Source organism: Nocardia sp. NPDC004654, assembly GCF_040609595.1.
In the GTDB taxonomy this organism is placed as follows: Bacteria; Actinomycetota; Actinomycetes; order Mycobacteriales; family Mycobacteriaceae; genus Nocardia.
Map to the genome: position 1 here is coordinate 88,949 of NZ_JBEXKI010000008.1, position 25,135 is coordinate 114,083.

General features: G+C 67.3%; 23 protein-coding genes. 14 read left to right on the forward strand and 9 right to left on the reverse strand.

Annotated elements, in window-relative coordinates; all coding sequences use genetic code 11:
* Positions 1-164: 164 nt before the first annotated feature.
* Positions 165-770 (forward strand): polymer-forming cytoskeletal protein, encoded by a 606-nt coding sequence (locus ABZV58_RS25875; RefSeq protein WP_355002746.1) that lies wholly within the window; start codon positions 165-167, stop codon positions 768-770.
* Positions 771-826: 56 nt separating this feature from the next.
* Here the strand turns inward: ABZV58_RS25875 and ABZV58_RS25880 are convergent, their stop codons facing one another.
* Positions 827-1,666: an IclR family transcriptional regulator gene (locus ABZV58_RS25880; protein WP_355002747.1), complete on the reverse strand. Its 840-nt coding sequence runs from the start codon at positions 1,664-1,666 to the stop codon at positions 827-829.
* 241 nt (positions 1,667-1,907) lie between these two features.
* On the opposite strand from ABZV58_RS25880, the gene ABZV58_RS25885 reads away from it, so the two are divergent.
* The 7 genes from ABZV58_RS25885 (at position 1,908) to ABZV58_RS25915 (ending at position 7,833) form a co-directional block, all read left to right on the forward strand.
* On the forward strand, positions 1,908-2,384 hold the full coding sequence (locus tag ABZV58_RS25885) for a flavin reductase family protein (protein WP_355002748.1): 477 nt from the start codon (positions 1,908-1,910) through the stop codon (positions 2,382-2,384).
* 114 nt (positions 2,385-2,498) lie between these two features.
* Entirely contained in the window at positions 2,499-3,650 is a 1,152-nt protein-coding gene (locus ABZV58_RS25890; RefSeq protein WP_355002749.1) for a Rieske 2Fe-2S domain-containing protein, read from the forward strand.
* Positions 3,647-3,889 (forward strand): hypothetical protein, encoded by a 243-nt coding sequence (locus ABZV58_RS25895; protein ID WP_355002750.1) that lies wholly within the window; start codon positions 3,647-3,649, stop codon positions 3,887-3,889. Before ABZV58_RS25890 ends, ABZV58_RS25895 begins: the two co-directional genes overlap by 4 nt.
* Positions 3,890-3,953: 64 nt before the next feature.
* Entirely contained in the window at positions 3,954-4,961 is a 1,008-nt protein-coding gene (locus ABZV58_RS25900) for a ferredoxin--NADP reductase (RefSeq protein WP_355002751.1), read from the forward strand.
* 13 nt (positions 4,962-4,974) lie between these two features.
* Complete coding sequence (locus ABZV58_RS25905) at positions 4,975-5,859, forward strand: VOC family protein (protein WP_355002752.1); 885 nt, start codon at positions 4,975-4,977, stop codon at positions 5,857-5,859.
* 31 nt (positions 5,860-5,890) lie between these two features.
* Positions 5,891-7,102 carry an LLM class flavin-dependent oxidoreductase gene (locus ABZV58_RS25910; protein ID WP_355002753.1) on the forward strand — a complete coding sequence of 404 codons (1,212 nt, stop codon included), beginning with the start codon at positions 5,891-5,893 and terminating at the stop codon, positions 7,100-7,102.
* Positions 7,102-7,833 carry an alcohol dehydrogenase catalytic domain-containing protein gene (locus tag ABZV58_RS25915; protein ID WP_355002754.1) on the forward strand — a complete coding sequence of 244 codons (732 nt, stop codon included), beginning with the start codon at positions 7,102-7,104 and terminating at the stop codon, positions 7,831-7,833. The genes ABZV58_RS25910 and ABZV58_RS25915 overlap by 1 nt, the downstream gene beginning before the upstream one ends.
* Positions 7,834-7,990: 157 nt before the next feature.
* Here the strand turns inward: ABZV58_RS25915 and ABZV58_RS25920 are convergent, their stop codons facing one another.
* Positions 7,991-8,311 (reverse strand): cupin domain-containing protein, encoded by a 321-nt coding sequence (locus ABZV58_RS25920; protein WP_355002755.1) that lies wholly within the window; start codon positions 8,309-8,311, stop codon positions 7,991-7,993.
* Between the two features lie 63 nt (positions 8,312-8,374).
* On the opposite strand from ABZV58_RS25920, the gene ABZV58_RS25925 reads away from it, so the two are divergent.
* The 3 genes from ABZV58_RS25925 (at position 8,375) to ABZV58_RS25935 (ending at position 10,984) form a co-directional block, all read left to right on the forward strand.
* A complete protein-coding gene (locus ABZV58_RS25925; protein ID WP_355002756.1) occupies positions 8,375-9,784 on the forward strand; it encodes a PLP-dependent aminotransferase family protein in 1,410 nt (469 codons plus the stop codon).
* Between the two features lie 20 nt (positions 9,785-9,804).
* On the forward strand, positions 9,805-9,972 hold the full coding sequence (locus tag ABZV58_RS25930; RefSeq protein WP_355002757.1) for a hypothetical protein: 168 nt from the start codon (positions 9,805-9,807) through the stop codon (positions 9,970-9,972).
* 196 nt (positions 9,973-10,168) lie between these two features.
* The gene (locus tag ABZV58_RS25935; protein ID WP_355002758.1) at positions 10,169-10,984 is read left to right on the forward strand and encodes an acyl-CoA thioesterase domain-containing protein; all 816 of its coding nucleotides are present in this window, start codon (positions 10,169-10,171) and stop codon (positions 10,982-10,984) included.
* A 207-nt stretch (positions 10,985-11,191) separates the two neighbouring features.
* Here the strand turns inward: ABZV58_RS25935 and ABZV58_RS25940 are convergent, their stop codons facing one another.
* Together ABZV58_RS25940 and ABZV58_RS25945 are read right to left on the reverse strand one after the other, a co-directional pair.
* Positions 11,192-11,824 (reverse strand): glyoxalase, encoded by a 633-nt coding sequence (locus tag ABZV58_RS25940; protein ID WP_355002759.1) that lies wholly within the window; start codon positions 11,822-11,824, stop codon positions 11,192-11,194.
* A 273-nt stretch (positions 11,825-12,097) separates the two neighbouring features.
* Complete coding sequence (locus ABZV58_RS25945; RefSeq protein ID WP_355002760.1) at positions 12,098-13,354, reverse strand: hypothetical protein; 1,257 nt, start codon at positions 13,352-13,354, stop codon at positions 12,098-12,100.
* A gap of 554 nt (positions 13,355-13,908) precedes the next feature.
* On the opposite strand from ABZV58_RS25945, the gene ABZV58_RS25950 reads away from it, so the two are divergent.
* Positions 13,909-15,741: a long-chain fatty acid--CoA ligase gene (locus tag ABZV58_RS25950; RefSeq protein ID WP_355002761.1), complete on the forward strand. Its 1,833-nt coding sequence runs from the start codon at positions 13,909-13,911 to the stop codon at positions 15,739-15,741.
* Between the two features lie 90 nt (positions 15,742-15,831).
* Positions 15,832-16,689, forward strand: coding sequence for an NAD(P)-dependent oxidoreductase (locus ABZV58_RS25955; RefSeq protein WP_355002762.1), 858 nt, complete (start codon positions 15,832-15,834; stop codon positions 16,687-16,689).
* Here ABZV58_RS25955 and ABZV58_RS25960 read toward each other — a convergent pair whose 3' ends face one another.
* Positions 16,690-17,100, reverse strand: coding sequence for a GtrA family protein (locus tag ABZV58_RS25960; protein WP_355002763.1), 411 nt, complete (start codon positions 17,098-17,100; stop codon positions 16,690-16,692).
* Between the two features lie 204 nt (positions 17,101-17,304).
* Here ABZV58_RS25960 and ABZV58_RS25965 point away from each other — a divergent pair, with 204 nt between their 5' ends.
* Complete coding sequence (locus ABZV58_RS25965) at positions 17,305-19,671, forward strand: beta-ketoacyl synthase N-terminal-like domain-containing protein (protein ID WP_355002764.1); 2,367 nt, start codon at positions 17,305-17,307, stop codon at positions 19,669-19,671.
* Positions 19,672-19,683: 12 nt separating this feature from the next.
* Here the strand turns inward: ABZV58_RS25965 and ABZV58_RS25970 are convergent, their stop codons facing one another.
* From ABZV58_RS25970 to ABZV58_RS25985, 4 genes are read right to left on the reverse strand one after another with little or no spacing between them, the layout of a single operon-like run.
* Positions 19,684-21,033: a cytochrome P450 gene (locus tag ABZV58_RS25970; protein ID WP_355002765.1), complete on the reverse strand. Its 1,350-nt coding sequence runs from the start codon at positions 21,031-21,033 to the stop codon at positions 19,684-19,686.
* An 11-nt stretch (positions 21,034-21,044) separates the two neighbouring features.
* Entirely contained in the window at positions 21,045-22,334 is a 1,290-nt protein-coding gene (locus ABZV58_RS25975; protein ID WP_355002766.1) for an NAD(P)-binding domain-containing protein, read from the reverse strand.
* Positions 22,331-23,896 carry a glycosyltransferase family 87 protein gene (locus ABZV58_RS25980; RefSeq protein WP_355002767.1) on the reverse strand — a complete coding sequence of 522 codons (1,566 nt, stop codon included), beginning with the start codon at positions 23,894-23,896 and terminating at the stop codon, positions 22,331-22,333. Before ABZV58_RS25980 ends, ABZV58_RS25975 begins: the two co-directional genes overlap by 4 nt.
* Positions 23,897-23,953: 57 nt before the next feature.
* Positions 23,954-25,132 carry a nucleotide disphospho-sugar-binding domain-containing protein gene (locus ABZV58_RS25985; RefSeq protein ID WP_355002768.1) on the reverse strand — a complete coding sequence of 393 codons (1,179 nt, stop codon included), beginning with the start codon at positions 25,130-25,132 and terminating at the stop codon, positions 23,954-23,956.
* Positions 25,133-25,135 lie beyond the last annotated feature (3 nt).

Here is a 25,135-nt window from a genome sequence, read left to right on the forward strand (position 1 = left end):
GTAACTCGGGACACGTTGGCGGCCAGAGGATTCCAAGGCGGTGTCGTATCACGCGGCGTCGGATCTGTTGCCGGGCACGACATCCGGCGGCCGCGGTGAGGAACTTCCCCGCCCGGCGATGGAAGCGATAGTGTCTTCAACGCATTGGGGTAAGAGGAGTGGCAGTGGCGGACGAGTCGATCGAATCGTTGAGCGAGACCGGGCGCGCGGAGCGGGCGACGGAGGCGGATCTGGAGAAGATACTCGACGAGGATATTCGCTCATGCCTCGATGACGACACCCTGGTGCACCGCGGCGACTTGCGGATCGACGGGGATCTCGGCATCTACGACGGCGCGCTCCTCGTGATCGGAAACCTCTCTGCGACAGGCTCGGTCGCCACCGACGAGACCGGCAGCCTCATCGTGACCGGCTCGGTCGAGTGCAGGCATCTGTACCTCGAGGGCAATCTCGAGATTCAGGGGAACGCGACGATGCGGGGCGTCGTCTACGGCTTCTACGAAGCGGGGATCTCCGGGGTGTACGGGACGACGAAAGCCAAGGTCGGCCTCATCGGGAATCACTGCTGGGAGTGCCCGAACGAGGAGTACGAGGTCGGAGGCACGTTCTCGAACTTCCGCGAGGGAAGCTTCACCGGCGATACGGAAGCGCTCCGCCAGATGGTCGGCGAACGTGCCTTCCAGGGGCTCGGCACGTTGCTCGGCGTGAGCCAGGAGGAACCGAAGGAACGAAACTCCGCATGGGGGCTCTCGCTGTTTCGCGATATGTGACCCGAATCCCGATATCCGCGCGCCGCCGGAATCGGATTGTCCTCACGCCGAACGACTCAGCGCCAGCGCGCGTGCCGCGGGAACAGCGCGCGACCCGCCTCGTGCGCGACCTCCACGAGAACCCGCGCCAGCCGAGCGGTATCCAACGCGGGCCGCTCCCCGCTGACCTGCCCCGACAGTGACAGCGCTGCCACAGCGGCCCCGCGTCCGCGCACCGGCACAGCCACACACGCGATTCCGCTGACCGACTCCTCGTTGTCCACGGCCACACCCTGGCGGTGCCGGATCCGGTTCAGCTCCCGGTGCAATTCGCCTCTGTCGCAGACGGTTCGGGCGGTCAGCTGGGGCATCCGGTCCCGGAACGACGCCTCGACGATGCTGGGTTCCAGCGTCGCGAGCAGCGCCTTGCCCAGCGCCGTGCTGTGCGCGGGCATGCGGCCGCCGAGACGGGTGGGGATGGTCGCGGCCAGGCGTCCACCCGCCTTGTCGAGATAGAGCACCTCGCGTCCGTCGAGCACGCCGAGGTGTCCGACCATCCCGGTGCGCTGACACAGATCGTGCAGCAGCGGGCTCACCACATCGCGAATCTCGTTGTGGTCGGCGGCGAGTCCGCCGAGTTCCAGCGTGCGCATGCCGAGGCGGTAGCCGCCGGGGGCGTGCGCGAGCCAGCGCAGGCGGATCATCTGATCGAGGATGCGGTGCACCGTGGAGCGGGGTAGCCCGGTGCGTTCGGCGAGGCCGAGCAGCGTCAAAGTCGGTGTCGCGCCGTCGAACGCATCTAGGATCAGCGTCATTCGTTCGATCATCGACACCGGCGGCTGGGCCGGCTTGGCGGTCGCACGACCCGAACCTGTCCACTCGCCGGACTCGGGATGGGTCAACATCTCGACCGTCATGGCTCACCTCCATTGTGTAGCGAATCAAGCTTAGAAGTATTTCTATTAGGCATGTGCAGTTTCGGCACAAGTGTTTGTGTCTCCCATCACAGTGCCGCGCCATCGTCGACCGTGAATCCCGGAAACTACGGAGATCGGTACGGATCTTCTCGGTAGCCGGAATCCGTGCTTGACACTCCGGGCACCCCGCCGCCTACGGTCATGACGAAACGGAATATTTCTAGTCGAAACTAGGAGCACCATGGCCGTCGATCTCGACTTCAAGGCCGTCCTGGGCCGGTTCTGCACCGGCATCACCGCGATCACGGCACTCGCCGACGATCAGCCGCTGGGCTTCGCCTGCCAGTCGTTCTCCGCGCTGTCGCTTGATCCGCCCGCGGTCGCCCTCTTCCCCGCCCGCACGTCCACCACCTGGCCGCGCATTCGCGAGGTCGGCCGGTTCTGCGTCAACATCCTGGCCCACGACCAGGAAGACGTGTGCAGGCAGTTGGGTCGCAGCGGCCAGGACAAGTTCGCCGATCTACGCTGGCGCCGCTCCCCCAACGGCTCGCCGCTGCTGGAAGGCTCCATCGCCTGGATCGATTGCACCCTCGACCGGGAGGTCGACGGCGGCGACCACACCATCGTCGTCGCGCACGTCACCGAGCTGAGCGAACACCGCGAGGCCGCGCCGCTGCTGTTCTACCGGTCCGGCTACGAGCGGCTCGCGGTGGTCTGAGCGTCCTCCCGATCAGTGGGACCACGCCTACCGGCGCCGCGAGCGCCGTCACAGCATCGAAATAGCCCGGAACGACATAGGCCTGAGCGAAATACCTCTGGAGGACCCGACATCATGAGCACGGCGAACACCGACGATCAGGTGCGCGTGATCGACACCGGCGCCCCGCCCGCCCGCTACGCGCGCGGCTGGCACTGCCTCGGCCTCGCCGACAACTTCCGCGACGGACAGCCGCACACCATCACGGCGTTCGGCACCGAACTGGTGGTCTTCGCGGGCGCCGACGGCACGCTCAACGTGCTCGACGCCTACTGCAGGCACATGGGCGGCAACCTCGGCGACGGCACCATCAAGGGCGACACCATCGCCTGCCCGTTCCACGACTGGCGCTGGAAGGGCAACGGCCGCTGCGCCGCGATCCCCTACGCGCGCCGGGTGCCGCCGCTGGCCCGCACCAAGGCGTGGACCACCCTTGAACAGAACCGGCAGCTGTTCGTCTGGCACGACCCGGAGGGCAACCCGCCGCCGGAGGACATCACCATCCCGCGCATCGAGGGCGCGTTCAGCGACGAGTGGAGCGACTGGACCTGGAACCAGATCGTCATCGACGGCGCGAACTGCCGCGAGGTCATCGACAACGTGGTCGACATGGCGCACTTCTTCTACGTGCACTTCGCCTTCCCGACCTATTTCAAGAACGTCTTCGATGGCCACATCGCCAGCCAGTACATGACCTCCATCGGCCGCGAGGACATGCAGGGCGAGCTGGCCAAGGAGGCGGGCGGCAAGAACGTGCTGCACTCCGAGGCGCACTACTACGGCCCCTCCTACATGATCGACAACCTGGTCAACGAGTCCAACGGCCAGACCGTGGAGGCGGTGCTGATCAACTGCCACTACCCGGTGACCCCGACCAAGTTCGTGCTCCAGTACGGCGCGATCGTCAAGAAGCTGCCCGGTCTCGCGCCCGAGGAAGCCGACGCGATGGCGGTGCGGTTCGCGGGCAGCCTGGGCCGCGGCTTCGAGCAGGACGTGGCGATCTGGAAGCGCAAGACCCGCATCGACAACCCGCTGCTGTGCGAGGAGGACGGGCCGGTCTACCAGCTGCGGCGCTGGTACGAGCAGTTCTATCGGGACGTCGCCGAGGTAGACGAGAAGATGACCGCCCGTTTCGAATTCGAGGTCGACACCACCCGCGCGATCACCGCGTGGGAGGCCGAGGTCGCCGACAACCTGGCCGCCCAGCGCGCGAGCAGCGGGGCGTGAGCGGGAGCGCCATGGACGCTGTCATCTGCCAGGCCTGCGGAAACCGCGTCGCCGTCGTGAAATTCAGTCCGGCGCACACGAGCGTGCAGTGGACCGCCGCCGCCGTCGGACAGTGCTCCGAACTCGGCAGCAACGGTGACGGACCCGTCCCCGGCTGCGCCGCGCTGCGTCGCAGCATCGACAACGCCGTCATCGCGGGCGCGCTGGGGCTCAGCACTCGAGAGGAGGATCTGCTGTGAGGGAGCGAAACCTACTCGCGGCAGCTCTCCCCATGGCCGAGTCGAGCGCTGGCGAGGTGAGGCGGTGAGCGTCCGGTTGCGCGTGGCGCGCGTGATCGCCGAGACCGCCGACGCGGTGTCGCTGGAACTGGTCCCCGAATCCGGCCCGCGGCCCGCGTACCGGCCGGGGCAGTTCCTCACGCTGCGGATCCCGAGCGACCGCACTGGTTCGGTGGCGCGCTCGTACTCGCTGTCCAGCGCGCCGCACGAGGACGGTCCGCTGAAGGTCACCGTCAAGCGGACGGCGGGTGGTTACGGCTCGAACTGGTTGTGCGACAACGCCGCCGAGGGCATGGATATCGAAAGCCTGCCCCCGGCGGGCGTGTTCACACCGGCCTCGCTCGACGACGATCTGCTGCTGCTCGCGGCGGGCAGCGGCATCACGCCCGTGCTGTCCATCCTGAAATCGGCGCTGGCGCGGGGACGGGCACGTTGCACGCTGATCTACGCCAACCGAGACGAGCGCTCGGTGATCTTCGCCGGTGTACTGGCGAAACTGGCCGCGGCGCACCCGGACCGGCTGACGGTCGTGCATTGGCTGGAATCGGTGCAGGGATTGCCCTCGGCGGGTCAGCTGGCGACGCTGCTCGCGCCGTGGGCGGACCGCACGGTCTTCGTGTGCGGGCCGGAGCCTTTCATGGACGCCGTCGAGTCGGCGGCGGCCGAACTCGGCGTCGATCGCGTGCACTCGGAGCGGTTCGTCTCGATCACCGGCGACCCGTTCGCCCCGGTGTCCACCGCAGACACCATCACTGAGGACGCCGCCGCCGTCACCGTCGAGATCGACGGCGAGACACACGAACTCGGCTGGCCGCGCGAGACGGTGCTGCTGGATGTGCTGCTCGCCCGCGGCATCGAGGCGCCCTACTCCTGCCGCGAGGGCGCGTGCAGCGCGTGCGTGTGCCGTCTGGCCGACGGCGAGGTGAAGCTGCTGCGCAACGACGTATTGGAGAAAGAAGACCTGGCCGACGGCTATGTGCTCGCCTGCCAGGCGATTCCGGTCACCGACACGGTCCGGATCACCTATGACTGAGGAGAACCACCCCATGGCTGTCATCAGCTCGCTCGGCTATGTGAAGGTCGCCGTCAGCGATCCGCACGCCTGGCGCACCTTCGCCTTCGACGTGATGGGCTTCGCCGAGGGCAGCGGTCCCGACCCCGACGCGATCTACCTGCGGATGGACGAGCGCGGCGCCCGCTTGGTGCTGGTGCCGGGCGATACCGACAAGGTGCTCGCCGTCGGCTGGGAGGTCCGCGATCATCGCGCGCTGACCGCCGCGCGAGACGCGGTACGGGCGGCGGGGATCGAGGTCACCACGCTCTCGGTCGAGGAGTCCGACGCGCGTCGCGTCGAGGAGGCGATCGCCTTCACCGACCCGGCGGGCACGCCCGTCGAGGTGTTCCACGGTCCGGTGCTCGACCACAGTCCGGTGGTCACCCAGCACGGAAACCGTTTCGTCACAGAGGGTCTCGGCCTCGGGCACGTGGTGCTGCCGGTGCCGGATCTGGACGTCGCGTTCCGCTTCTACACCGACGTGCTCGGCTTCCTGCCGCGCGGCGCGTTCCGGCTGCCGACCCCGCCGGAGTACGGACCGATGCGGGTGCGGTTCCTCGGCGTCAACCAGCGCCACCACAGTCTGGCGCTGATCCCTTCCGGCGGGAAGGAGGGCTCCGGACTGGTGCACATCATGGTCGAGGTCGACGCGCTCGACGATGTGGGCCGCGCGCTGGACCGGGTCGGCAAGGCCGGCTACCACCTGTCCTCCACGCTGGGCAGGCACACCAACGACAAGATGATCTCCTTCTATGTCCGCACGCCCGGCGGCTGGGATCTGGAATACGGCACCGAGGGGCTGCTGGTGGATGAATCCACCTACACCGCGGAGGAGATCACCGCGGACAGCTACTGGGGACACGACTGGTCGCGCTGACTCGCGCGAACCCGAAGTCAGGACAACTGAATTGAGCGACACCGCCTCGTCCGGACCCTCCCGGTTCGGCTTCTTCCTCGCCCCGTACCACCCGCTGACCGGCAATCCCACGCTGCAACTACAGCGCGATCTGGAGTTGGTGGAGCTGGCCGACCGGCTCGGTTACGCGGAAGCCTGGGTCGGCGAACATCATTCGGCCGGGCTGGAGATCATCGCGGCTCCCGAGGTTTTCCTCGCGGCCGCGGCGCAGCGCACCAGCCGCATCCGGCTCGGCACCGGCGTGAACTCGCTGCCCTATCACCAGCCGCTGATGCTCGCCGACCGGCTCTGCCTGCTCGATCACCTCACCATGGGCCGCACCATGATGGGCGTCGGTCCCGGCCAGCTGGCCACCGACGCGGCCATGCTCGGGATCGATCCGGTGCGGCAGCGGGACATGATGCACGAGTCCATGGCCGTGCTCGTGCGGCTGCTGCGCGGGGAGACGGTGACCGCCGAGACCGACTGGTACCGGCTCGGCGAGGCACGGCTGCAGCTGCTGCCCTACCAGCCCGGCGGCATGGAAATGGCTGTGGCGTCGACCATTTCGCCTTCCGGTGCGGTGCTGGCCGGTCGGCACGGCGCCGGGCTGCTTTCGCTGGCCGCCTCGGATCCCAGCGGCTACGAGGCGCTGGTGCCGAACTGGAAGGTCTACGAGAAGACCCTGCTCGAGCACGGGCACACCGTGGACCGATCGCGATGGCGGCTGGTCGCCCCGATGCATCTCGCGGAGACGCGGGAGCAGGCGATGCGGGACGCCGAGTGGGGCGTCGGGCACCTGGTCGACTACATCGAAAAGCTCAGCGGCCGGACCGCGCCGTGGGGGCAGTCGCCGCGAGATGCCGTGCGGCAGTGGGTCGGTGAGGGGTTCCCGGCCTTCGGCCGCGCCACCATCGGCACTCCGGACGACGCCATCGCCACCATCGAGAAGCTGACCGAGCAGTCCGGCGGCTTCGGGACCTTCCTGCTGCTCGGGCTCAACGTGGCGGACTGGGAGGCGACTCAACGTTCGGCGCGACTGTTCGCCGAGCACGTGATTCCGCATTTCACCGGCGCCAACCGCAACCGGATCGCGTCTTTGGAGTGGGCCGACGCCAACAGCGAGCGCATGATCGGCGGTTTGCAGGCGGGCATCCAGAGCGCCTTCGACAAACACGGGAAGACGCTGGCCGCCGCACTCGGCGCCGACGAGGAGGGCCGCTGATGCGCGCGGTGGTGATGCGGGATCGCCGCCTGGTCGTCGACGAGGTGGCCGATCCGGTGCCCGGTCCCGGCCAGGTGCTGGTGGAGACGGTGGCTTGCGGGATCTGCGGATCCGACAAGCAGGCACTGGATTGCACCGACGACTTCCTCCAGGCCTCACGGGACAGCGGTGTGCCGACCTTCGAGTTCGATCCGACCCGGGATGTGGTGCTCGGCCACGAGATCGCCGCCCGCGTCGTCTCGGCCGGGCCGAACACGCCGCACGAGCCCGGACAGCTCGTGGTCGCCCTGCCGTGGGCGGTCGACCACGCGGGACAGATCCACGGTGTCGGGTTCTCCAACGAGTTCCCCGGCGGTTACGGCGAGCGAATGGTCTTGCAGGCCATGGCCCTCGAACCGATCCCCGAGCACGTGCCGCCGCAAGTCGCCGCGCTGACCGAGCCGCTCGCCGTCGGCTTCGGCAACGTGGCGCGCACCGGGATCGGACCGTCCGGATCGGGCATCGTGATCGGTTGCGGCCCCGTCGGTTTGGGCGCGGTGGCCGCGCTCGCCGAACGCGGCGTCGCACCCATCGTCGCCTCGGATCCGTCGAAACTGCGGCGCGACACGGCCTTACGACTCGGTGCGCACCGCGTCGTCGACCCGGCGGTTTCCGATCCGATCGAAGTCTGGCGCGAGGCCGCATCGCCGACGGCACCATCGACGCCGCCTCCCTCATCACCGCCGAGGTAGGCCTCGACGACATACCCGCCGCCATCGAATCCCTCCGCAACCCGGACGCCCACATCCAAATCCTGGTCCGCCCGGATCTGTGAGAGGAACGTGCGTCGGGCCCTCACCTCTGCCCGGGCCCGACGCACGCATGGCCGTACGCAGCCGCCCGTAGTATTCAGTTGCCGTATTGCTTTGTTTCGGGCCGCTCGATCATGATGCCGTGCGCCGGTTCCTCGGCAACCGGCCGATGCTCGACTCCGCGGGGAACGACGAAGATTTCGCCGGGACCGAGCGTCACCGACTCGCCGTCTTGCAATTCGATGCGGAAGGTTCCGCTCCAGCACAGGAACAGCTCGTCCTCCTCGTGGTGGTGCCAGGGGAACGCACCGTGGAAACGGGCGATGCGCACCACGGCGTCGTTGACCGTGGCCAGGTCCCGCGGTTGCCATGGTCCGACCAGGTCGTCGACGACATCGGTGACGGAGATCTTGTTCATGGGTTCATCCTCACGGCGGCATGGTCGTGGTCCTAGAGCCAATCGAGGCAGAATGGTTTGCGTATGGAGCCAATTGAACTCGCCGACCGGCTCGGTCGGTGGTCCGCCGACCGCGGGCCGTTGTATCTGCTGCTGGCCGGGCGATTGCGGACGTTGATCGATGACGGTGAGCTGCGGTCGGGCATGCGATTGCCGCCGGACCGCAGGCTTGCGAAAGCACTTGCGGTGGGGCGCAGCACGGTCGTGGCGGCCTACGACCTGCTCAGTATGGAGGGTCGGGTGGTGCGCAGACAGGGCAGCGGCACCGAGGTCGCGGGACCCGCAGCGCTCCCGGCCCGGGAGACCACTCATTCTCCGGCCTTTCTGCAGTTGCTCGAGCCGGAGGCCGATGTCATCGCTCTCGCCTGCGCCGCACCTGCGACACCGCCGCCCGAGGTCGCTGAGGCGTATCAGCGCATCCTGCCCGAACTCGCCGCGGTCGACGGCGACATCGGTTATCGGCCGATCGGACATCCACTGTTGCGCACCATGATTGCCGATCGGTATCTGGCACGTGGCGTGCCGACCGATCCGGAGCAGATATTGGTCACCGGCGGCGGACAGCAGGCGCTGTCGTTGCTCGCCCACGCACTGCTCCGGCCTGGCGACCGGGTTCTGGTGGAGGCCCCGACCTATCCCGGCGCGCTGGAGGCGTTTCGGGCGGTCGCGGCGGTGCCGCGAACAGGTCCGGTAGGCCTCGGCGCGGTGACCACTGCGGCGCTCGCCTACGTCGTGGCGACCTACCAGAACCCCACGGGCGCGGTGCTTCCCGCGCTGGCGCGGCGGACACTCGTCGAGTCCGCGAGAACAGCCGGGGTGCCGCTGATCGATGACGAGGTGCTGACGGAACTCGGATTTCCGGGAACTGATCCGCCACCAGCGCCGTTGGCTGCCCACGACGAGTCCGTGATATCCATCGGTTCGCTCAGCAAGATCGTCTGGGGCGGCCTGCGTGTCGGCTGGGTGCGCGCACCGACCCCGGTCATCGCCCGGTTGGCTCGGCTACGCGCTGTGCACGATCTCGGCGGCAACATCCCCGCTCAGTTGGCCGCTGCCTGGCTGCTTCGTGATCTGGACGCGCTGCGTGAACGAATCACACAGCAGCGCAAGGAGAGCCACGACATCCTGGTGACCGAGCTGACCGAGCGCCTACCGGAATGGGAGGTTCCCACAGTGTCCGGCGGCCAGACACTGTGGATCCGCCTGCCCCGCGGGGATGGCACCTCGTTCGCCCAACGCGCCCTGCGACATGGTGTCGCGATCCTGCCCGGCGCCGGTCTCGACGCCTCCGGCGGCAGTATCGATCACTTCCGCATCAGCTTCGTCGCCGACCCCGACAACCTGCGCGAGGCCGCACGACGCTTGGCCGAGGCCTGGCGAACCTACGAACCACCTGACCAACCCTCCGCGGGATCACCCCCACTGGCCGTCTAGACCGTTTCACGCGCGCTCACATGCAGCCGGACACCCGCTGGAGCCGCCAGAATCGCAAGGATGCGTGCCAGATCATCATGCGCCCCGGCATCGGCTGGATCGTGCCCTTCGCCCTCCCCCGTGTGATGCAGCGAATGGCCGACGACCTCGCCGACTACGCCGTAGGAGCGCCCGACCCCACACCATGAGCACCGGTGCTACGGCGGTCGATAGCGCATCCGCTCAAACGATCTGGGGCCAGCAAAGATTCGGTTCAACGAGACGTCTACCCGGCATGTCGGCCAAGACAGGCTGGTGGTGACCATTCCACTTCCGGTGGGCATTCAACCTGTAACGTGTTCCACTTCTGTTCGACCAAACGGTCCGAGAGGGGAATCAACGCGGATGGTGAGTTTCTTCGTCAGACAGAATGACCAGCTCGTAGCCGAGAAGCTCGCGGTCAGTCCATGGGCACCGGACAAGCTGAGCGGAACAGGTGTCTGTGGTCTACTCGCCCGCGAGATCGAGACCCACTGCCCCGACGGATTCGTTCCAGCGCGACTCACTGTGGACCTGCACCAGCCGGTCGCCAATGCGGCGTTCGACATGCGTAGCAGGGTGGTCCGCCGGGGTTCGCGGATCGCGGTCGTCGACGCCGCCATGGTGCAAGACGGCCAGGAACGAGCTCGGGCCTCAGCGGTGTACCTGATCACCGGCGACGAGCCTCCCGGGCGGGTGTGGAGTTCGGCCGAAGACCTGCCGATGCCTCCGCAGGGCTGCGTGCTGCCGGAGGGCTCGCCGCCACTGTTCAAAAGCGGTGAGCGCGAATGGACTTCCGATTTCGCGGCGAATCAGAACGCCGAGCGCAAGGTCTCCTGGCACAGCCTGCCGCCGCTGGTGGCCGATGAGCCGATCACCCCGTTCCAGCGCGCCGCGATCCTCGGCGACGCGACGAACCACGTGTGCCACTGGGGATCCGAAGGCGCCGGCTACATCAACGCCGACGTCACCGTGGCCCTCTCGCGCCTCCCGATCGGCTACGAACTCGGCCTTCGCGCCGACAACACCATCGCCGCCGACGGCATCTCCATCGGAAGCGCCACCCTCTACGACCGCACCGGCCCCGTCGGCACTTGCGTGGTGACCACGCTGTCCAACGCACGCCGTCGAATCGACTTCGCGACCACTACCAGCGCGGGACTCGCCGACGAATCGCACTGACTCCATTTTCGTAGATCTTCCACAGGTACTGCTGTTCACCCACCGTAAGCACTCGGCGGCGGTCTTCTTTCGTCATCGCGCGATGCTGTTGCGGGTCCGCGAATCCCGGCTATGCATTTTGTTGAGCGTTGATCGCCGAGACGTGGCGGCCCCGATGCAGCCTGCGCTTCAAGCCAGCAGACGCCGCTCGGCCCCAACCCAATCGGCTCAGGCCGGGGTGGCTTCCCACTCGAACCCGTCCGGGTCGGTGAACGACCCGAGACCGCTGCCGATGACGATGCGGTGCGACCCGGAGCCCTCCGGGGAGACGCCCGCATCCTTGGCGGCGGCACGGCGCCCGTAGAGCGCCAGTTTGACCGACGACGGCGGGGTGTCGAACTCTACGTACTTGCTGCCGAAGCTCTTCCCGACAACCAAGCCGCGGTCGACGTAGAACTGCTTGGTCGCCTTGACGTTGTCCACCCCGAAGAGCACGACGAAATCGTCGATCTCCCGGGTGGCAGGCCCGGTGTCCTTCTTCGCCGACGTCGCGATCTTCCAAATCGCCCCGTCGGGTGCCTGAACGACGCCGCCATACCCCCAGAAGCTCTTCTTGGCCGGCTTCAGCGTCGTCGCTCCTGCCTCGAGGGCGGTGCCGATGAGGCTGTCGACGGTACTCGGCTGGGACACCACGAGCGACAGGATGAAGCCACGGAAGCCGGTCGTCAGCGTCTCCGAGGCGCGGAATCGAACTTTGTCGCCGAGACCGAACGCGGCGTCGTAGAAGTTGGCGGCAGCCGCCGGGTCGGTAACCTCGAGGATGACGGCGTCGATGGTGGTCTGATCAATGGTGCTGTTCATGGCGATAACGCTAGTTCCGGCCCGATGACCGGCGCTTCTCGATTCCTGACCGATAAAGCCTCTACCACCGCCGACCTGGGCATTTCTCGGGTACCCCCCTGCCTTCTACGATTTGCACACGACCCACAGCCCAAGTGCCGCTGCCGAATATTTCCGATGCCGACCAGAAACCCGGATCGGGGAGGCATGCGGGCTCTAGTTCGGCCGCCATCCGGCATCGGCCCGGGTTCGCGTCCTTCGACGTCGAACCCGGGCCGCGTTACTCGCGCAGAGTCACTGCGGGGAGCGGATTTCGACCGCGGAATGCAGTGTCGCCGTGAGCAGTTCGATGCGACGCTGCTCCTGTGCGGCGGTCTGCGGCTGATGGTGGATTTCGATGCTCAACCGGCCGTCGTAGGTGCTGATGACGCAGGTGTTGGCCGCGGGCCTGCGCCCGGTTCGGTCCGGCTTCGCGATGAAGATCGAGCGGAAGTCGTCGATACGCAGATCCTTCTGCGAGGGCAGTTGCGGCACCCGGCCCCAGTTCGTCGCCACCACCATCCCCGGAATCTTGGGTGGACCCGCCGCCGCCACATCGGGGATCTGCAGGGGCGTCTGCTGCACGAACCCCGAGGCCACGGCGCCCCGCAAGGTATCGCAGACACCGCGGGCCAGGCCGATCAGGGTTGTCCCCGCTTCCGCGCTCGGGACATAGTTCGCGAATCCCAGCACGTCGGTGCCGTCGGTCAAGCCGATCGGCGGGCTGACCCTGGCGCGTAGATCGACGGAGTACAAGTACATGAGCTCGGTCAGCGGCAGTGCCCGAACCTCTGCCTCCATCAGCAGGATCGCCGCGGACACCAGCCCGTGCATCGTCACCTGTTCGCGGTGCCCGAGATCGACCAGCCGCGCCGTCGCCTCCTCACTCAGACGGCATCGCGTCGTCTGGGGCATCGGATATCCCGGGGCGATGTCGTCCGGTGCGGGCGCGGCGGGGATTGCCGCGGACTGCGGAGCCGGTGCGGCCGCAGCCGGAGTCGGGAACTTCTCGATGCCACGGGCGGCCAGCAGCACCTCCACCGGATCCGGATAGGGATGGACCTCCGCCACCAGTGGACGGCCCTCTGCGGCAGCACGATAGAACGACCACAGATCGCCGAGGATGGCGAGGGAGTGGTACGCATCTGCCACACTGTGATGGATCACCAGCGTGACGCTCGCGGTGTCGCCGTCGCGGACCACACACAGCGCACCGACCGCTACGCTCTGATCGAACTTCGCGCCCGCGAGCAGCTGCTCCGGATCACCGTCGACCACCGAGATTTCCGGCGCAGCCCCCGGCGAAGCCACCAGGACATGCCCGCCGGTCCCGGTGGCTTCGAGACGAGCGCCCAGAATGGGATAGGCGCGAACGACGGCGTCGAATGCCGTCGACAACGCGCTCAGGTCCAATCGGCCGGACACCCGAGTCGAGTAGCCGACGAAGACCTCACCGAAGGCGAACATCTGTTCGCTCGGCGCCAGCGGGCGTATGACGCTTGCTGTGGACATGTAGTTCCCTTCAGATATTGCGTATCGCCCCCGGAGAACCGAGCCACCATCCACATGTCCGAGCCTGTGGTCGCCCCCGCCGTCGCTACCCCGAATCCCCGGGTGCTGCCGAGTCTTTCAGGTCTCGAGGCTCGCCGTTGCGGCAATTCCCACATCCGCTGTAAGCGCAACCCGTCGGCGACAGCGGCGCCACGCGCCGCGCCGCTGTCCCGGACGACACTGTGTCGCAGTGGTTCTCGCGATGGCTGGTCGGACGCTCGCGATGGCCGGGCGGCGGCTGCGATCACGACGGCACTGGTCTACAGGTCGCGGTGGTCGGCGTCGGTGCGGATGCGTGAAGCCCGAGCTGCCCAGCGAGCCGAAATGGGTTCACATGTAAGACACCTCACCAACCGTGGATCTGGCTACCATGAGTGAGCCGCGCCACTCTTGGCGCGCAGACTCGTGAGAAGCAGGCAGAGGCACCACCGCATTCTGTCGGCATCGAGTCTCGGACCGGACGTGTACGAACGCCGCGACGTTCGGTTCATGCCAGAGATATCGGGAACAGGGATATGACGACAACAGAAATCGGATACACGCACGAATCGGGCAAAACGGTCTACACCGTGCCCGAGGCGTTTCAGGAGACCCTGACGTTGCGGCCCGAGCAGGTCGCGTTGCGGACTGTCGGCGGCACCCAGCAGATCACCTGGCGCGAGTACGGCGAACGCGTGAAGTCGATCGCCGCGGGCCTGGCCCGGCTCGGCGTCGGACACGGTGACACCGTCGGCATCATGCTCACCAACCGCCCCGAGTTCAATCTGGTCGACACCGCCGCACTGCATCTGGGCGCAACCCCGTTCTCGGTCTACAACACCAGTTCATCCGACCAGATCGCGCACGTGTTCACCAACGCGGCCAACAAAGTCGTTGTGACAGAACAGATGTTCCTCGGTGCGGTGACCGGCGCAGGCGTGGACCTCGCGCACACCGTCGTCGTCGACGGCCCGGCCACCGGCGCCATCACGCTCGAGGAGGTCGAGGCGAACCCGCTCGACGACTTCGATTTCGACGCGGCCTGGCGCGCGGTCACCGCCGACGACCTGGCCACCCTTATCTACACGTCGGGCACCACCGGTCCCTCCAAGGGCGTGGAGATCACCCACCGCAATGTGCTCGCCCAGATCATCGCGCTGGTCAAGGGTCCGCTGCCGGTCGGATTCGCCGACCGTACGGTGTCCTACCTACCCGCCGCGCACGTTGCCGACCGCATCTCCGCCCATGGCCTCAACCTGACCACCGGCATCCAGATCACCACCGTCACCGACCCGCGCGAGGTGGCCGCCGCACTGCCCGACGCCCGCCCGACCACGTTCTTCGGCGTGCCACGGGTGTGGCAGAAGATCAAGACGGGCATCGAGAACAAGCTCGCCACCGAGCCGAGCGCGGCCAAGAAGGCGCTCGCCAACTGGGCCATCGACACCGGAATCGCCGCTGCCCGAGCCGATCTCGCGGGGAAGGGCCCCGGCGCGCTACTGACCGTCCAGCACAAGGTGGCCGAGACGCTGGTGTTGTCGAAGCTGCGGCACGCACTCGGCCTGGACGCGCTGGAGGTCGCGGCCTCCGGCGCCGCACCGGTGCCTCCGGAGACCCTCGAGTACTTCCTCGGCCTCGGCTTCAAGATGACCGAAGTGTGGGGCATGTCCGAGACCACCGGCGTCGGCACCTACACCGAGTTGGACAAGCCGCGCCCCGGCTCGGTCGGCCGCACCGTCGACGGTATGGAACTGCGCCTGGACACCGACGGCGAAGTCCTGGTGCGCGGCCCCATCATCACCCGCGGCTATCGCAATATGGCGGAGAAGACTGCCGAAGCGATCGATGCGGACGGCTGGCTGCACAGCGGTGACATCGGCACCATCGACGCCGACGGCTACCTGCGCATCGTCGACCGCAAGAAGGAACTGATCATCAACGAGGGGGGCAAGAACATCGCCCCGAGCAATATCGAGAACGCGATGAAGGCCGCCTCCTCACTGATCGGCCAGGCCGTCGCGATAGGCGATGCCAAGCCCTATATCGCCGCGCTGATCGTGCTCGACCCCGACGTCGCCGCCCTGCGCGCCAAGGAACTCGGCGCCACCGACGCCGACCTCGCCACACTCGCCGCCCGCCCGGAGATCGTGGAAGAAGTGCGCGCCGCGGTGCAGGCGGGCAACAGCAAGCTGTCGCGAGTGGAGCAGATCAAGCGCTTCACCATCCTCGGCGCGGTATGGGAGCCGGGCGGCGACGAACTGACCCCGAAGATGTCGCTCAGGCGCGCCCCGATCGCGACCAAGTACGCGGAGGCAATCGCGTCGCTGTACGCGAAGGAGCCCTCGGACAAGGTCATCAGCGTCAAGTAACCACGAGCGTCGACCGGAGGCGACCCCTCGTACACAGAGGTCGCCTCCGGTCGACGCGGGGACGAGCACAGGAGCGGGAGCACGACGACCATGACGAAACCGGAATCCCCGTCGCTGGCGGGCAAGACCATGATCGTGACGGGCGGCAGCCGCGGCATCGGCCGGGCCATCGCACTGCGCGCCGCCGCCGACGGCGCGAACATCACGCTGCTCGCCAGAACCGATCAGCCGCACCCGAAACTGCCCGGCACCATTCACACCGCCGCAGCCGAAATCGAAGCCGCAGGCGCCCGGGTTCTCCCGTTCGTCGGCGATGTCCGCGACGACGACACCATGGCGGCGGTTGTGCGGCAGACGGTCGACCGGTTCGGCGGCATCGACATCGTGGTGAACAACGCCTCGGCGATCGACCTGACGCCCACCGACGCCATGACGATGAAGATGTACGACCAGATGCAAGGCGTGAACGCCCGCGCCGCGTACCTGCTGTCCAAACTCGCCATTCCGCACCTGCGGGCGTCGGCGGCCGCAGGGCGCAACCCGCACATCCTCACGCTCTCCCCGCCGCTCAACCTCAACCCGGCATGGACGGGCTCGTCGTTGGCCTACCTGGTCTCCAAGTACGGGATGAGCCTGACGACACTGGGGCTCGCCGAGGAATTGCGTGACGATGGCATCGCCGTCAACTCGCTGTGGCCGCGGACCACCGTCGCCACCGCGGCCGTGCGTAATCTGCTCGGCGGCGAGGCGGCGATCGCGAAGTCTCGTACCCCCGAAATCTGTGCCGACGCAGCGCATCTCGTGCTCTGTTCGGGGGCGGCGGAGATGACGGGCAATTTGTTCCTCGACGACGAGGTGCTCACCGCGCACGGCGTCACCGAACTGGACCGTTACCGCGTTGTCCCGGGCGGTGGCCCGCTCGAACTCGATATCTTCGTCGACGCCTGACTACTCGGGTGCGCGCTCCACCTGATCCGGGAACACCACCCGTACGAAGGCCCAGAACCGGAACACCATGCCGAGCGCGGTACCGATCAGCTGCGCGGCCACGAAATCGGCGACGTTCTGGGTGAACCGGGAGACCTCGGGCACCTCGAGGTGGAGCATGTAGCGCGACACCCACAGTGGCGCGGTGTTGACAGCGATGGCGAGGAAGCTGACCAGATAGAACAGCGCTGCCTCGTGGTGGCCGCGCCGCCCGCCGCGCGCGGCGAAGGACCATTGCTTGTTCAGGATGTAGGACAGCGTGATCGCCGCGAGCACCGCCAGCACCTTCGCGATGATCGGCTGTGCCTCGAGCACAGTGCTTTTGAGGGTCAGAAAGACGGCGGTGTCGAGCGTGAACGCGGCGGCACCCACGGAAGCGAAGCGAATCAGTTCACGACGTCGTGCCTCGCCTCCCAGTGCGGCGGCCACCCGAGCGAAAACGGGGCGTTTGGAAAACAGCACAGGTAGAGTTTCGTCCATATCCCTTTACCCCACAACAAGATCGGCGGATTCACCGGAAGGGACATGTCCGCGGGACACCCGATCGGGCGGAATCCGGGCGGGTGAGTAGGTAACGTGAAACGGAAGAAGCCGCGGCGGCGCGCCGACCTCGAGCAGGCGACGGGCGCACCGAGCGTGCAATCGATCGCCGTGGTAGGCATGAGCTGCCGATTCGCGGGCGGCGCTGATTCACCGGAAGCCCTGTGGCGCTTGCTGATCGACGAGGTAGACGCAGTGGCGGACGCGCCACCGGCAGGCCGGTGGCCGGCAGGAAATTACTACGACGCCGAGCGCGGCGCCCCGGGCAAAACCGTCTCGATCGCGGGCGCCTACCTGCCCGATGTCGAGTTGTTCGATGCCGAGTTCTTCGGGATCACCCCGCGCGAGGCCGCCGATATGGACCCGCAGCAGCGGCTCGCGTTGGAATTGTCATGGGAGGCATTCGAGGACGCGGGAATTCGACCCGACACCGTTCCCGACACCGGCGTGTATTTCGCCAACAAGTTCAACGACTATCGGGCGGTGAAGTTGAGTCGCGGCCCCGCCGCCACGACACCCTTCACCAGCACCGGCGACGTGGAGGGCGTCATCGCGAACCGGGTGTCGTATTTCCTCGGTTTCGACGGGCCGAGCATGACGGTCAACGCCTCCTGTGCGGGTTCGCTGGTCGCGGTTCACCTGGCCTGCCAGGCGCTGCGCGCGGGCGAAAGCGCGGTCGCGATAGCAGGTGGTGTCCAGCTGAATCTCATCCCCGACACCGCGATCGGCCTGTCCAAGCTCGGTGTGCTCTCCCCGGGCGGCCGCTCTCGCGCCTTCGACGCCACGGCCGACGGTTATGTGCGCGGCGAAGGCGGCGCGGTGGTCGTACTGAAACCGCTGACCGCCGCATTGCGCGACGGCGACCGCATCTACTGCACCGTGCTGGGCAGCGCCACCAACAACAACGGCCACCACCACAAGGGGATGGCCGCCGGCGCAGCCGGTGGTGGGGTGGGTAAGTACAGCATGCCCGCCAGCAGCGCCGCCGGGCAGGAACAATTGCTGCGGCGCGCCTGCGCCCGTGCGGGCGTGGACCCGTCGACCGTCGACTATGTCGAAGCCCACGGCACCGGCACCGCCGTTGGCGACCGCGCCGAGTTGACCGCTTTGGGTACCGTCTACGGTGCGGCCAGGAGCGGTGGCACCCCACTGACCGTCGGTTCCGTCAAGACGAATATCGGGCACACCGAGGCGGCCGCCGGGATGGCCGGACTGCTCAAGGTCGCACTCGCGCTACGGCATCGCCAGATCCCGCGCAGCCTGCATTTCGACCATGCCGCAACGGATCTCGACCTCGCCGGAGCGGGCGTTCAGGTCGCGAACACCCTGCTGCCGTGGCCCGAACGGGACGTACCGGCCCGCGCCGGGGTGAGCGCCTTCGGCTTCGGCGGCTCCAACGCGCACGCGATCGTAGAAGAAGCCCCGCCCGAGATCGCGGATGGCCCGGAGCCGAATACTGGCGCGACCCCGACCGATACGGAGCTACGCTCCGCAGAGCGTTTGATCGTATTGTCCGCACGCACCGAACCCGCACTGCGCGAGCAGGTTCGCCGCCTCCACGACCACCTCTCCAGCCACCCCGGCATCTCGCTCGACGATCTCGCGCACACGCTCTGCCGCACGAGAACTCCTTTCGCGCATCGTCTTTCGCTGGTAGCGAGCACGGTGGCAGAGGTGAGGAGCTTCCTGCACGAGACGCTCCGCGACACCGCGCCGACCGAGATGGAGGACCCATCCCAAGCTTCGGCCTTGATGGTTGCCGCAGCCCTGCGACCGGGTACGGTGCCGCGCCGCGGACTGCTGCAAGCGGTCGGCGCGCTGTTCGAACGCGGTGTCGACCCGGATTGGTCCGCGGTCAACCCACCAGGCCGGGTGGTGTCGCTGCCAACGTATCCGTTTCAGCGGCAACGCCATTGGGCCATCCCTGCGGAGACCGAGCCGGTGCGCGACGATCACTCCGAAAACACTGCGGTAGCGGGCGATTCGACGCACGTGTGGAGTCATCCGGTCGGCGTCGTCGCGCTGAGGGATACGGTGGCGGGGGAACTGGCCGAGGTCATCGGTGTCGAGTCCGACGGCATCCACCGCACCCGGAACTTCGATCAGCTGGGTGTCGGTTCGGTACACGCCGTCGAACTCAGCTCCCGTCTCAGCGCCCGCCTCGGCATCACCGTCCCCGCGGCGATCATCTGGGGCCACCCCACCGTCGAACTGCTCGCCGCCGAACTGTCCGCCCGTCTCGAGGCGACGAACCATCCCGCGGCGCCACCGGCAACCGGGGCTCGCGAGCTCCCGGACAGTACCGAGCCTGCGCTCCTCGCCCGCCCGCCGCACATCTCGGCGGACGAGGAGGTTCTCTCCACGGCCGAACTGCTGACGCTCGGCCGCGAGCTGCTCGGCTGACCACGACCGCCGTCAGGCCAGTGCCGGCTGGGTAGCCCTGCGCACGGGTCGGATCCGAATGCCGAACTCCGGGCGCAGGTTCACCGACGCCAGCGGCACCACCGGGTGCGCGCTGTCCAGCTCGAGCCGGAAGCGTTGCACGGTCATGGCCAGGATCAGCACCATCTCGGTCATGGACATGTCCTTGCCGAGGCAGATGCGCGGGCCGCCGGAGAACGGAAAGAACGCGAACTTGTGACGTTCGGCCACGTCCTTGTCGGCGAAGCGCTCGGGCCGGAACTCCGCCGGGTCGTCCCACAACCGCTTGTCGCGGTGAATGTAATACATGCACAACGTGACCCGGGCGCCCGCCGGTACGTGATACCCGCCGATCTCGTCGTCGGCGATCGGCGTGCGTTCGACGATCCACGCGGGCGGGTACAGCCGCATCGTCTCCTCGATGACCATCCGGCAGTAGCCGAGCTGTCCGAGGTCGGCGAAGGTCGGGGCACGGTCGCCGAGCACGTCGCGGACCTCGCCCGCGAGGCGTTCCTGGATCTCCGGGTGCGCGGCCAGCAGATAGCACGCCCATGACAGCGCATTGGCCGGTGACTCGTGCCCCGCCACGAGCAGCGTCTTGATCTCGTTGAGCAGGTCTTCCTCCCGCATGCCCAGCCCGCCCTCGTCGCGGGCGCGGACCAGCGCGGTGAGCACGTCCGAGGTGTCGCCGCCGCTCCTGCGTTCCGCGATGAGGTGCCGCACGACGTCGTCGAGTTCGCCTACCTTGTGGGCGACCCGCCGCGCTTCCGGCGTCGGGAACGATTGCGGCAGCTTCACCGGGGCGTTGACCCGCTTCATGATGAACGCGAAGGCGGCCCGCATCGCATCGGTGACTTGTGTTGTGTCCGTGGACAAGTCGATGCTGAACAGAATGCGTCCGGTGACCGCGAGCAGCAGCTTGACGTAGTCGTCGTAGATGTCGCGGTATTCGCCCGCCGCGGCATCCCAGCGATCCAGCATGGCCGCCGCGCTGTCGGTGATATCGTCGGCGAATCCCTTGACGTGCGTATGGGAGAACGCCGGGCTGATCAGCTTGCGCTGCTTGCGCCAATAGTCCAGGTTGTTGGTGGTCAGCTGGCCCTCGCCGAGCAGGATACTGAACTCGTCGTAGATCGGGCTCTTGCGATAGTTGGTGTAGTTGTCCTTGAGCACGTATTCGGTCATCGCCGGGTCCGCGACCAGGTAGACCAGCATCGGCCCGGCCTTCACCCGGACCACGTCGCCGTAGCCGTCGAGCAGACTGCCCACCGTCGCCAGTGGGTTCTTCGCCAGTTTCGGCAGCATGCGGCCGGTTTCGACCAGTCCTGGACCGGGTGCTTTCATGGAAGGCCCTTTCACTTCAACAGCTTCGCGTGCTTGCGCAGCTGGTTCACGTAATCCTGTTTCTCCACCACGAGCGGGTACTGCTCCGCGTGGTAAAGACGCAGTCCGGCATACAGATCGGGTTGCGCACCGTGGGTAGCGCGGACGAATCGCTCGATCCGGTGCGCCCCGGCCGCTTTCGCCCGCACATAGTCGGCGACGAGTTCGGCCTGGTGCGCGTAGACATCCCAATGGGAACCGATCGGTCGCACCATCCCGACAACGAACAGGCCGGGCGCGCCAGGCGGAAAGATGTTGAGGTACAGCCCCGGCCGCAGCGACCCCTCGTCCCAGTTGAGGTGGGCGCGGTCGACCACCGGATAGTTGGGCACGAAACCCGTTGCCAGGATGACCATGTCGACCTTTTCCTCGCTGCCGTCGGCAAAGGTCACTCGGTCGTCCTCGATCGAGGCGATATCGGGTTTCGGCGTGATGTCGCCGTGCGTGTAGTAGTGGTGCAGCTGATCGCCCAGCATCGGAATGACGATGCCGTTGTCGAAATCGGGTACCGGCAGCCCGAACGACCGGGATCGGCGGCGCAGGTAGGAGAACAGCGTTTGGAAGGCCCGCTTGCGCATGGGCCGCCACATGCGTCCCTGCAGCATGCTGTCCGTGGGCCGCCCGAGCAGATACTTCGGCATGCAGTAGAAACCACGCCGACTGCTGTGCAGGGTCAGCGCCGCGTTCACCGCGCAGTCGGACAGGATGTCGGCCGCCGACTGCCCCGCGCCCACCACCAGGACGCGCTTGCCGATGATCTGCTCCGGATGCCGGTATTCGCTCGAATGCAGCACGGGCACTGTGCTGTTGCCCGGGAAGTCGATACGACGCGGGGTCCGGTCGTGCCCGGTGGCGATGACCACGCCCGTGTACGACTTCCGGGTGCCGTCGCCGAGGGTCACCTCCCATCCGGCGTCCGGTCCGTCCGCGGCGGGCTCGACCCGCCGCACCTCGGTGTTCAATCGGATATGCGGTGCGAGTTCATTGGCGTCGGCGTAGTTCTGCAGATAGCGCAGGACCAGCTCATGTCCGGGATAGTCCGGATAGTCCTCCGGCATCGGAAAGCCCGGAAATGCCTGCACCCCTTTGGAAGCGATCACATGGGTATTGCGGGTGACCGGCGAATCCGAGCGGCGCGCGTCCCAGATCCCGCCGATCCCATCCGTCGCCTCCAGCACCTCGAACGCGATTCCGCGCGCGGCGAACACCCGAGCCGTCGCCAGTCCGGCCGCACCGGCGCCGATCACACAATAGGGTTTCATGCCGCACCGACCGGTTCGGGCTTCGCCGCGTCGACGCCGGGGACTTCCTCGGCCTCGGTGCCGCCGCTCGCCCGCCAGGCCACCGCGAAGCAGGCGACGTAGATGATCGTCTGCGCGAGCAGCGTGAAGTACACGTTCTCGTTGTAGACCGCGACAACGAGCCAGGCCACGGTGAGCAGCGCGATATCGCGTTTACTCCCCCGCATCAAACCGGCGTATACCGCGAACATCCACACCGCGCCGACCGCGATGTACACCCACGGCCCGAACGGCGCCCGGAACGAGGCCAGCGTGAGCACCGCCAGCCAGATGGCGAGGTTCTCGGCCCGGAACCTCGCACCCTCCGCTCCGGCCCGCAGCCGCCGGTGGATCCGCACCGCGGTGACCGCGACCAGGACCACCAGCAGCAGCGTGTAGATGTTGGTGACAAGCCGGGCGGGTCCGGTGGGATCGCCGATATCCCAGCCCATGATGTTCGCCTTGTACGGCAGCCCGTAGGGCGAGTAGTTGACCAGCTGATTAGCCCGTTCCACGAGGACGAACTCGTGGAACTCCCCGCTGGCCAACTTTTGCCAGGTGCCGTCGGACAGGAAGTGCCGCCACGGCTCACGTCCGAAGATGAGTAGTGTCGCGAGCGAATAGATTCCGCCGAACGCCGCGGTCCACACCGCGGGTCGCCAGCGTCGTTGTACGAGCAGATACACCAGAAGGATCGCCGGTGACACCTTGGCGATGATCGCGAAAGCCAGCGCCGCGCCGCCGAATACGTTGCGCCGCAGGTGGAACAGCACCATGGCGCCCGCACCGCCGACATACAGGATCAGCACGTGGATATTGCCGATCTGCAAGGTCGCCAGGGTCGGCAGGCTGAGCCACACGACCGGCGTCAACGCGGCGAGCACGCCGCCCTGCTTACCGCCCACCCAGCGGGCGATTCCCAGCATGCCGATCAGCACCATGGCGACGTACAACGAGTAATACAGCGCCCGCAGCGTGCCGAAATCGTGGCTGAACACCAGCAGCAGCCGTGGTAGCAGCAAGAACGGCGGCGGGTACAGATAAGCGTCGCGATCCTGCGGGAGCACGCTCGGCAGCACCGAATCCGCCTGCGGGGACTCGTACCGATGCCGGTTGTACAGGTTGGCCGGGTCGTCCTCGGCGACAAGAGCGCCGCTGATATAGCCGGTCAGATGGGACTTCTTCACCAGGAAGTCGTCCTCCGCCGACAGCGAACTGTCCACATTGTCCGCGTCGAGAATGAACTGCGTCAGCCGGGCGAGCACGAGCACGACTGCGAGGATGGCCACGCTCCACAGCACCCGCACGACGATCGGCTTGCCGCGCATCACGTCCCGCCATTCGACGGGCACCGACGGCACGAACAGAACGAACAGCACTGCCGCGCAGACGATTCCGAGCAGTGCGGTGGCCGCGCCCGGCAATCCGGTGAGCGACAGCGTGATCATCACGACGGGGACGAGAATGCCCACGACGAACACCGCGTACATCGCGGCGTAGTAGTCGAGTGCGCCACGGAACCTGGTCCATGTCCTGGATATCATCTACAACCTGCGGCTTTCCAACATCAGCGAGGTCCTGCCCGAGGAGTCGCGGTGGTCTTATCTGGTCCGCGCGCCGACGCGATCGGCGAGCTGCGGAACGACCTGCGCCACCACCTCGTTCGGCGTCGGCGCGTCACGGATATCGGCCCCCACCTGTTCGGCCGCGGCGCGGAACCCGGGTTCACGCAGCAGCGTCGCGATGGACTCGGCCAGGCCGTTCGTATCGGCTTGCGCGGCCGGGTCTTCGGCCGCCGAGCCCGCGCCTGCGCGCACGATGCCGCGGGCGTAATCGAATTGGTCGAACATCTGCGGCAGCACCAGTTGCGGCAGCCCATACCAACCGGCCGTGAGGCCCGTCGTCGAACCACCATGGTGCACAAGGAGATCGCACCCGGGCAGGAACAGTTGCAATGGCACCTCTTCGACGACGCGGACGCGCTCGGGCAACTCACCGACCAGCGCGCGATCGGTGGCGGAGAGCGCGACCACGATCTCGGCGTCCGCGACCTCGGACAGCGACTCGACGATCGCCCGCAGTGGGCGCGGCCCGGTCAGGCTCAGTGTGCTACCGCCGAGACACACCGCGATCCGCCTGCGCCCCTCGTCGTTTCGATGCCAGTGCGGCAGCGAGCCGGTTCCGTTGAACGGAATGAACCGGATCGGCGTGCCGGGTGGCGCGTCCGGCGCCTGCACCCTCGCCGGGCAGATGTCGAGGACGGCAACGGGATCGGCCAGCGCACCACCGGACTCCGCGACCAATGCCGCGGTGCGTTCGGTGAACGGCCCGCCCGTCGGATCGATACCCCAACGGTGCACCAGCACAGGCAGATCCAGTGCGGCACCGAGTGCCCTCCCGACGGTCGCCAGCGGGTCGGTGAGGACGACGTCGGCGCCCCAGTCCCTGGCGACGTCGGCGAACACGTCGAGGTACGCGGTCGCGTGGTTGTGCCAGTTCTGCGCGGCGATATGCCACAGACCTTCACCCGATGCCTGGTCCCGGTCGGCGAACAGCGGTAGGGGGAACATGCTGGGGTTCACCTTGGTACGCAGTTCGTCCATCGGCACGTTCAGCGCGGGCAACTCGACGGCGTTCAACCCGGAACGCCGCGCGGTGGCCGTGACGTCGCCGCGCGAGGCGACCAGCACGTCGTGACCGGCCAGCCGCAACGCCCAGCAGAACGGCACCATCGCCAGCAGGTGCCCGGACGACGGTACCGGGACGACGAGGAATTTCATGCC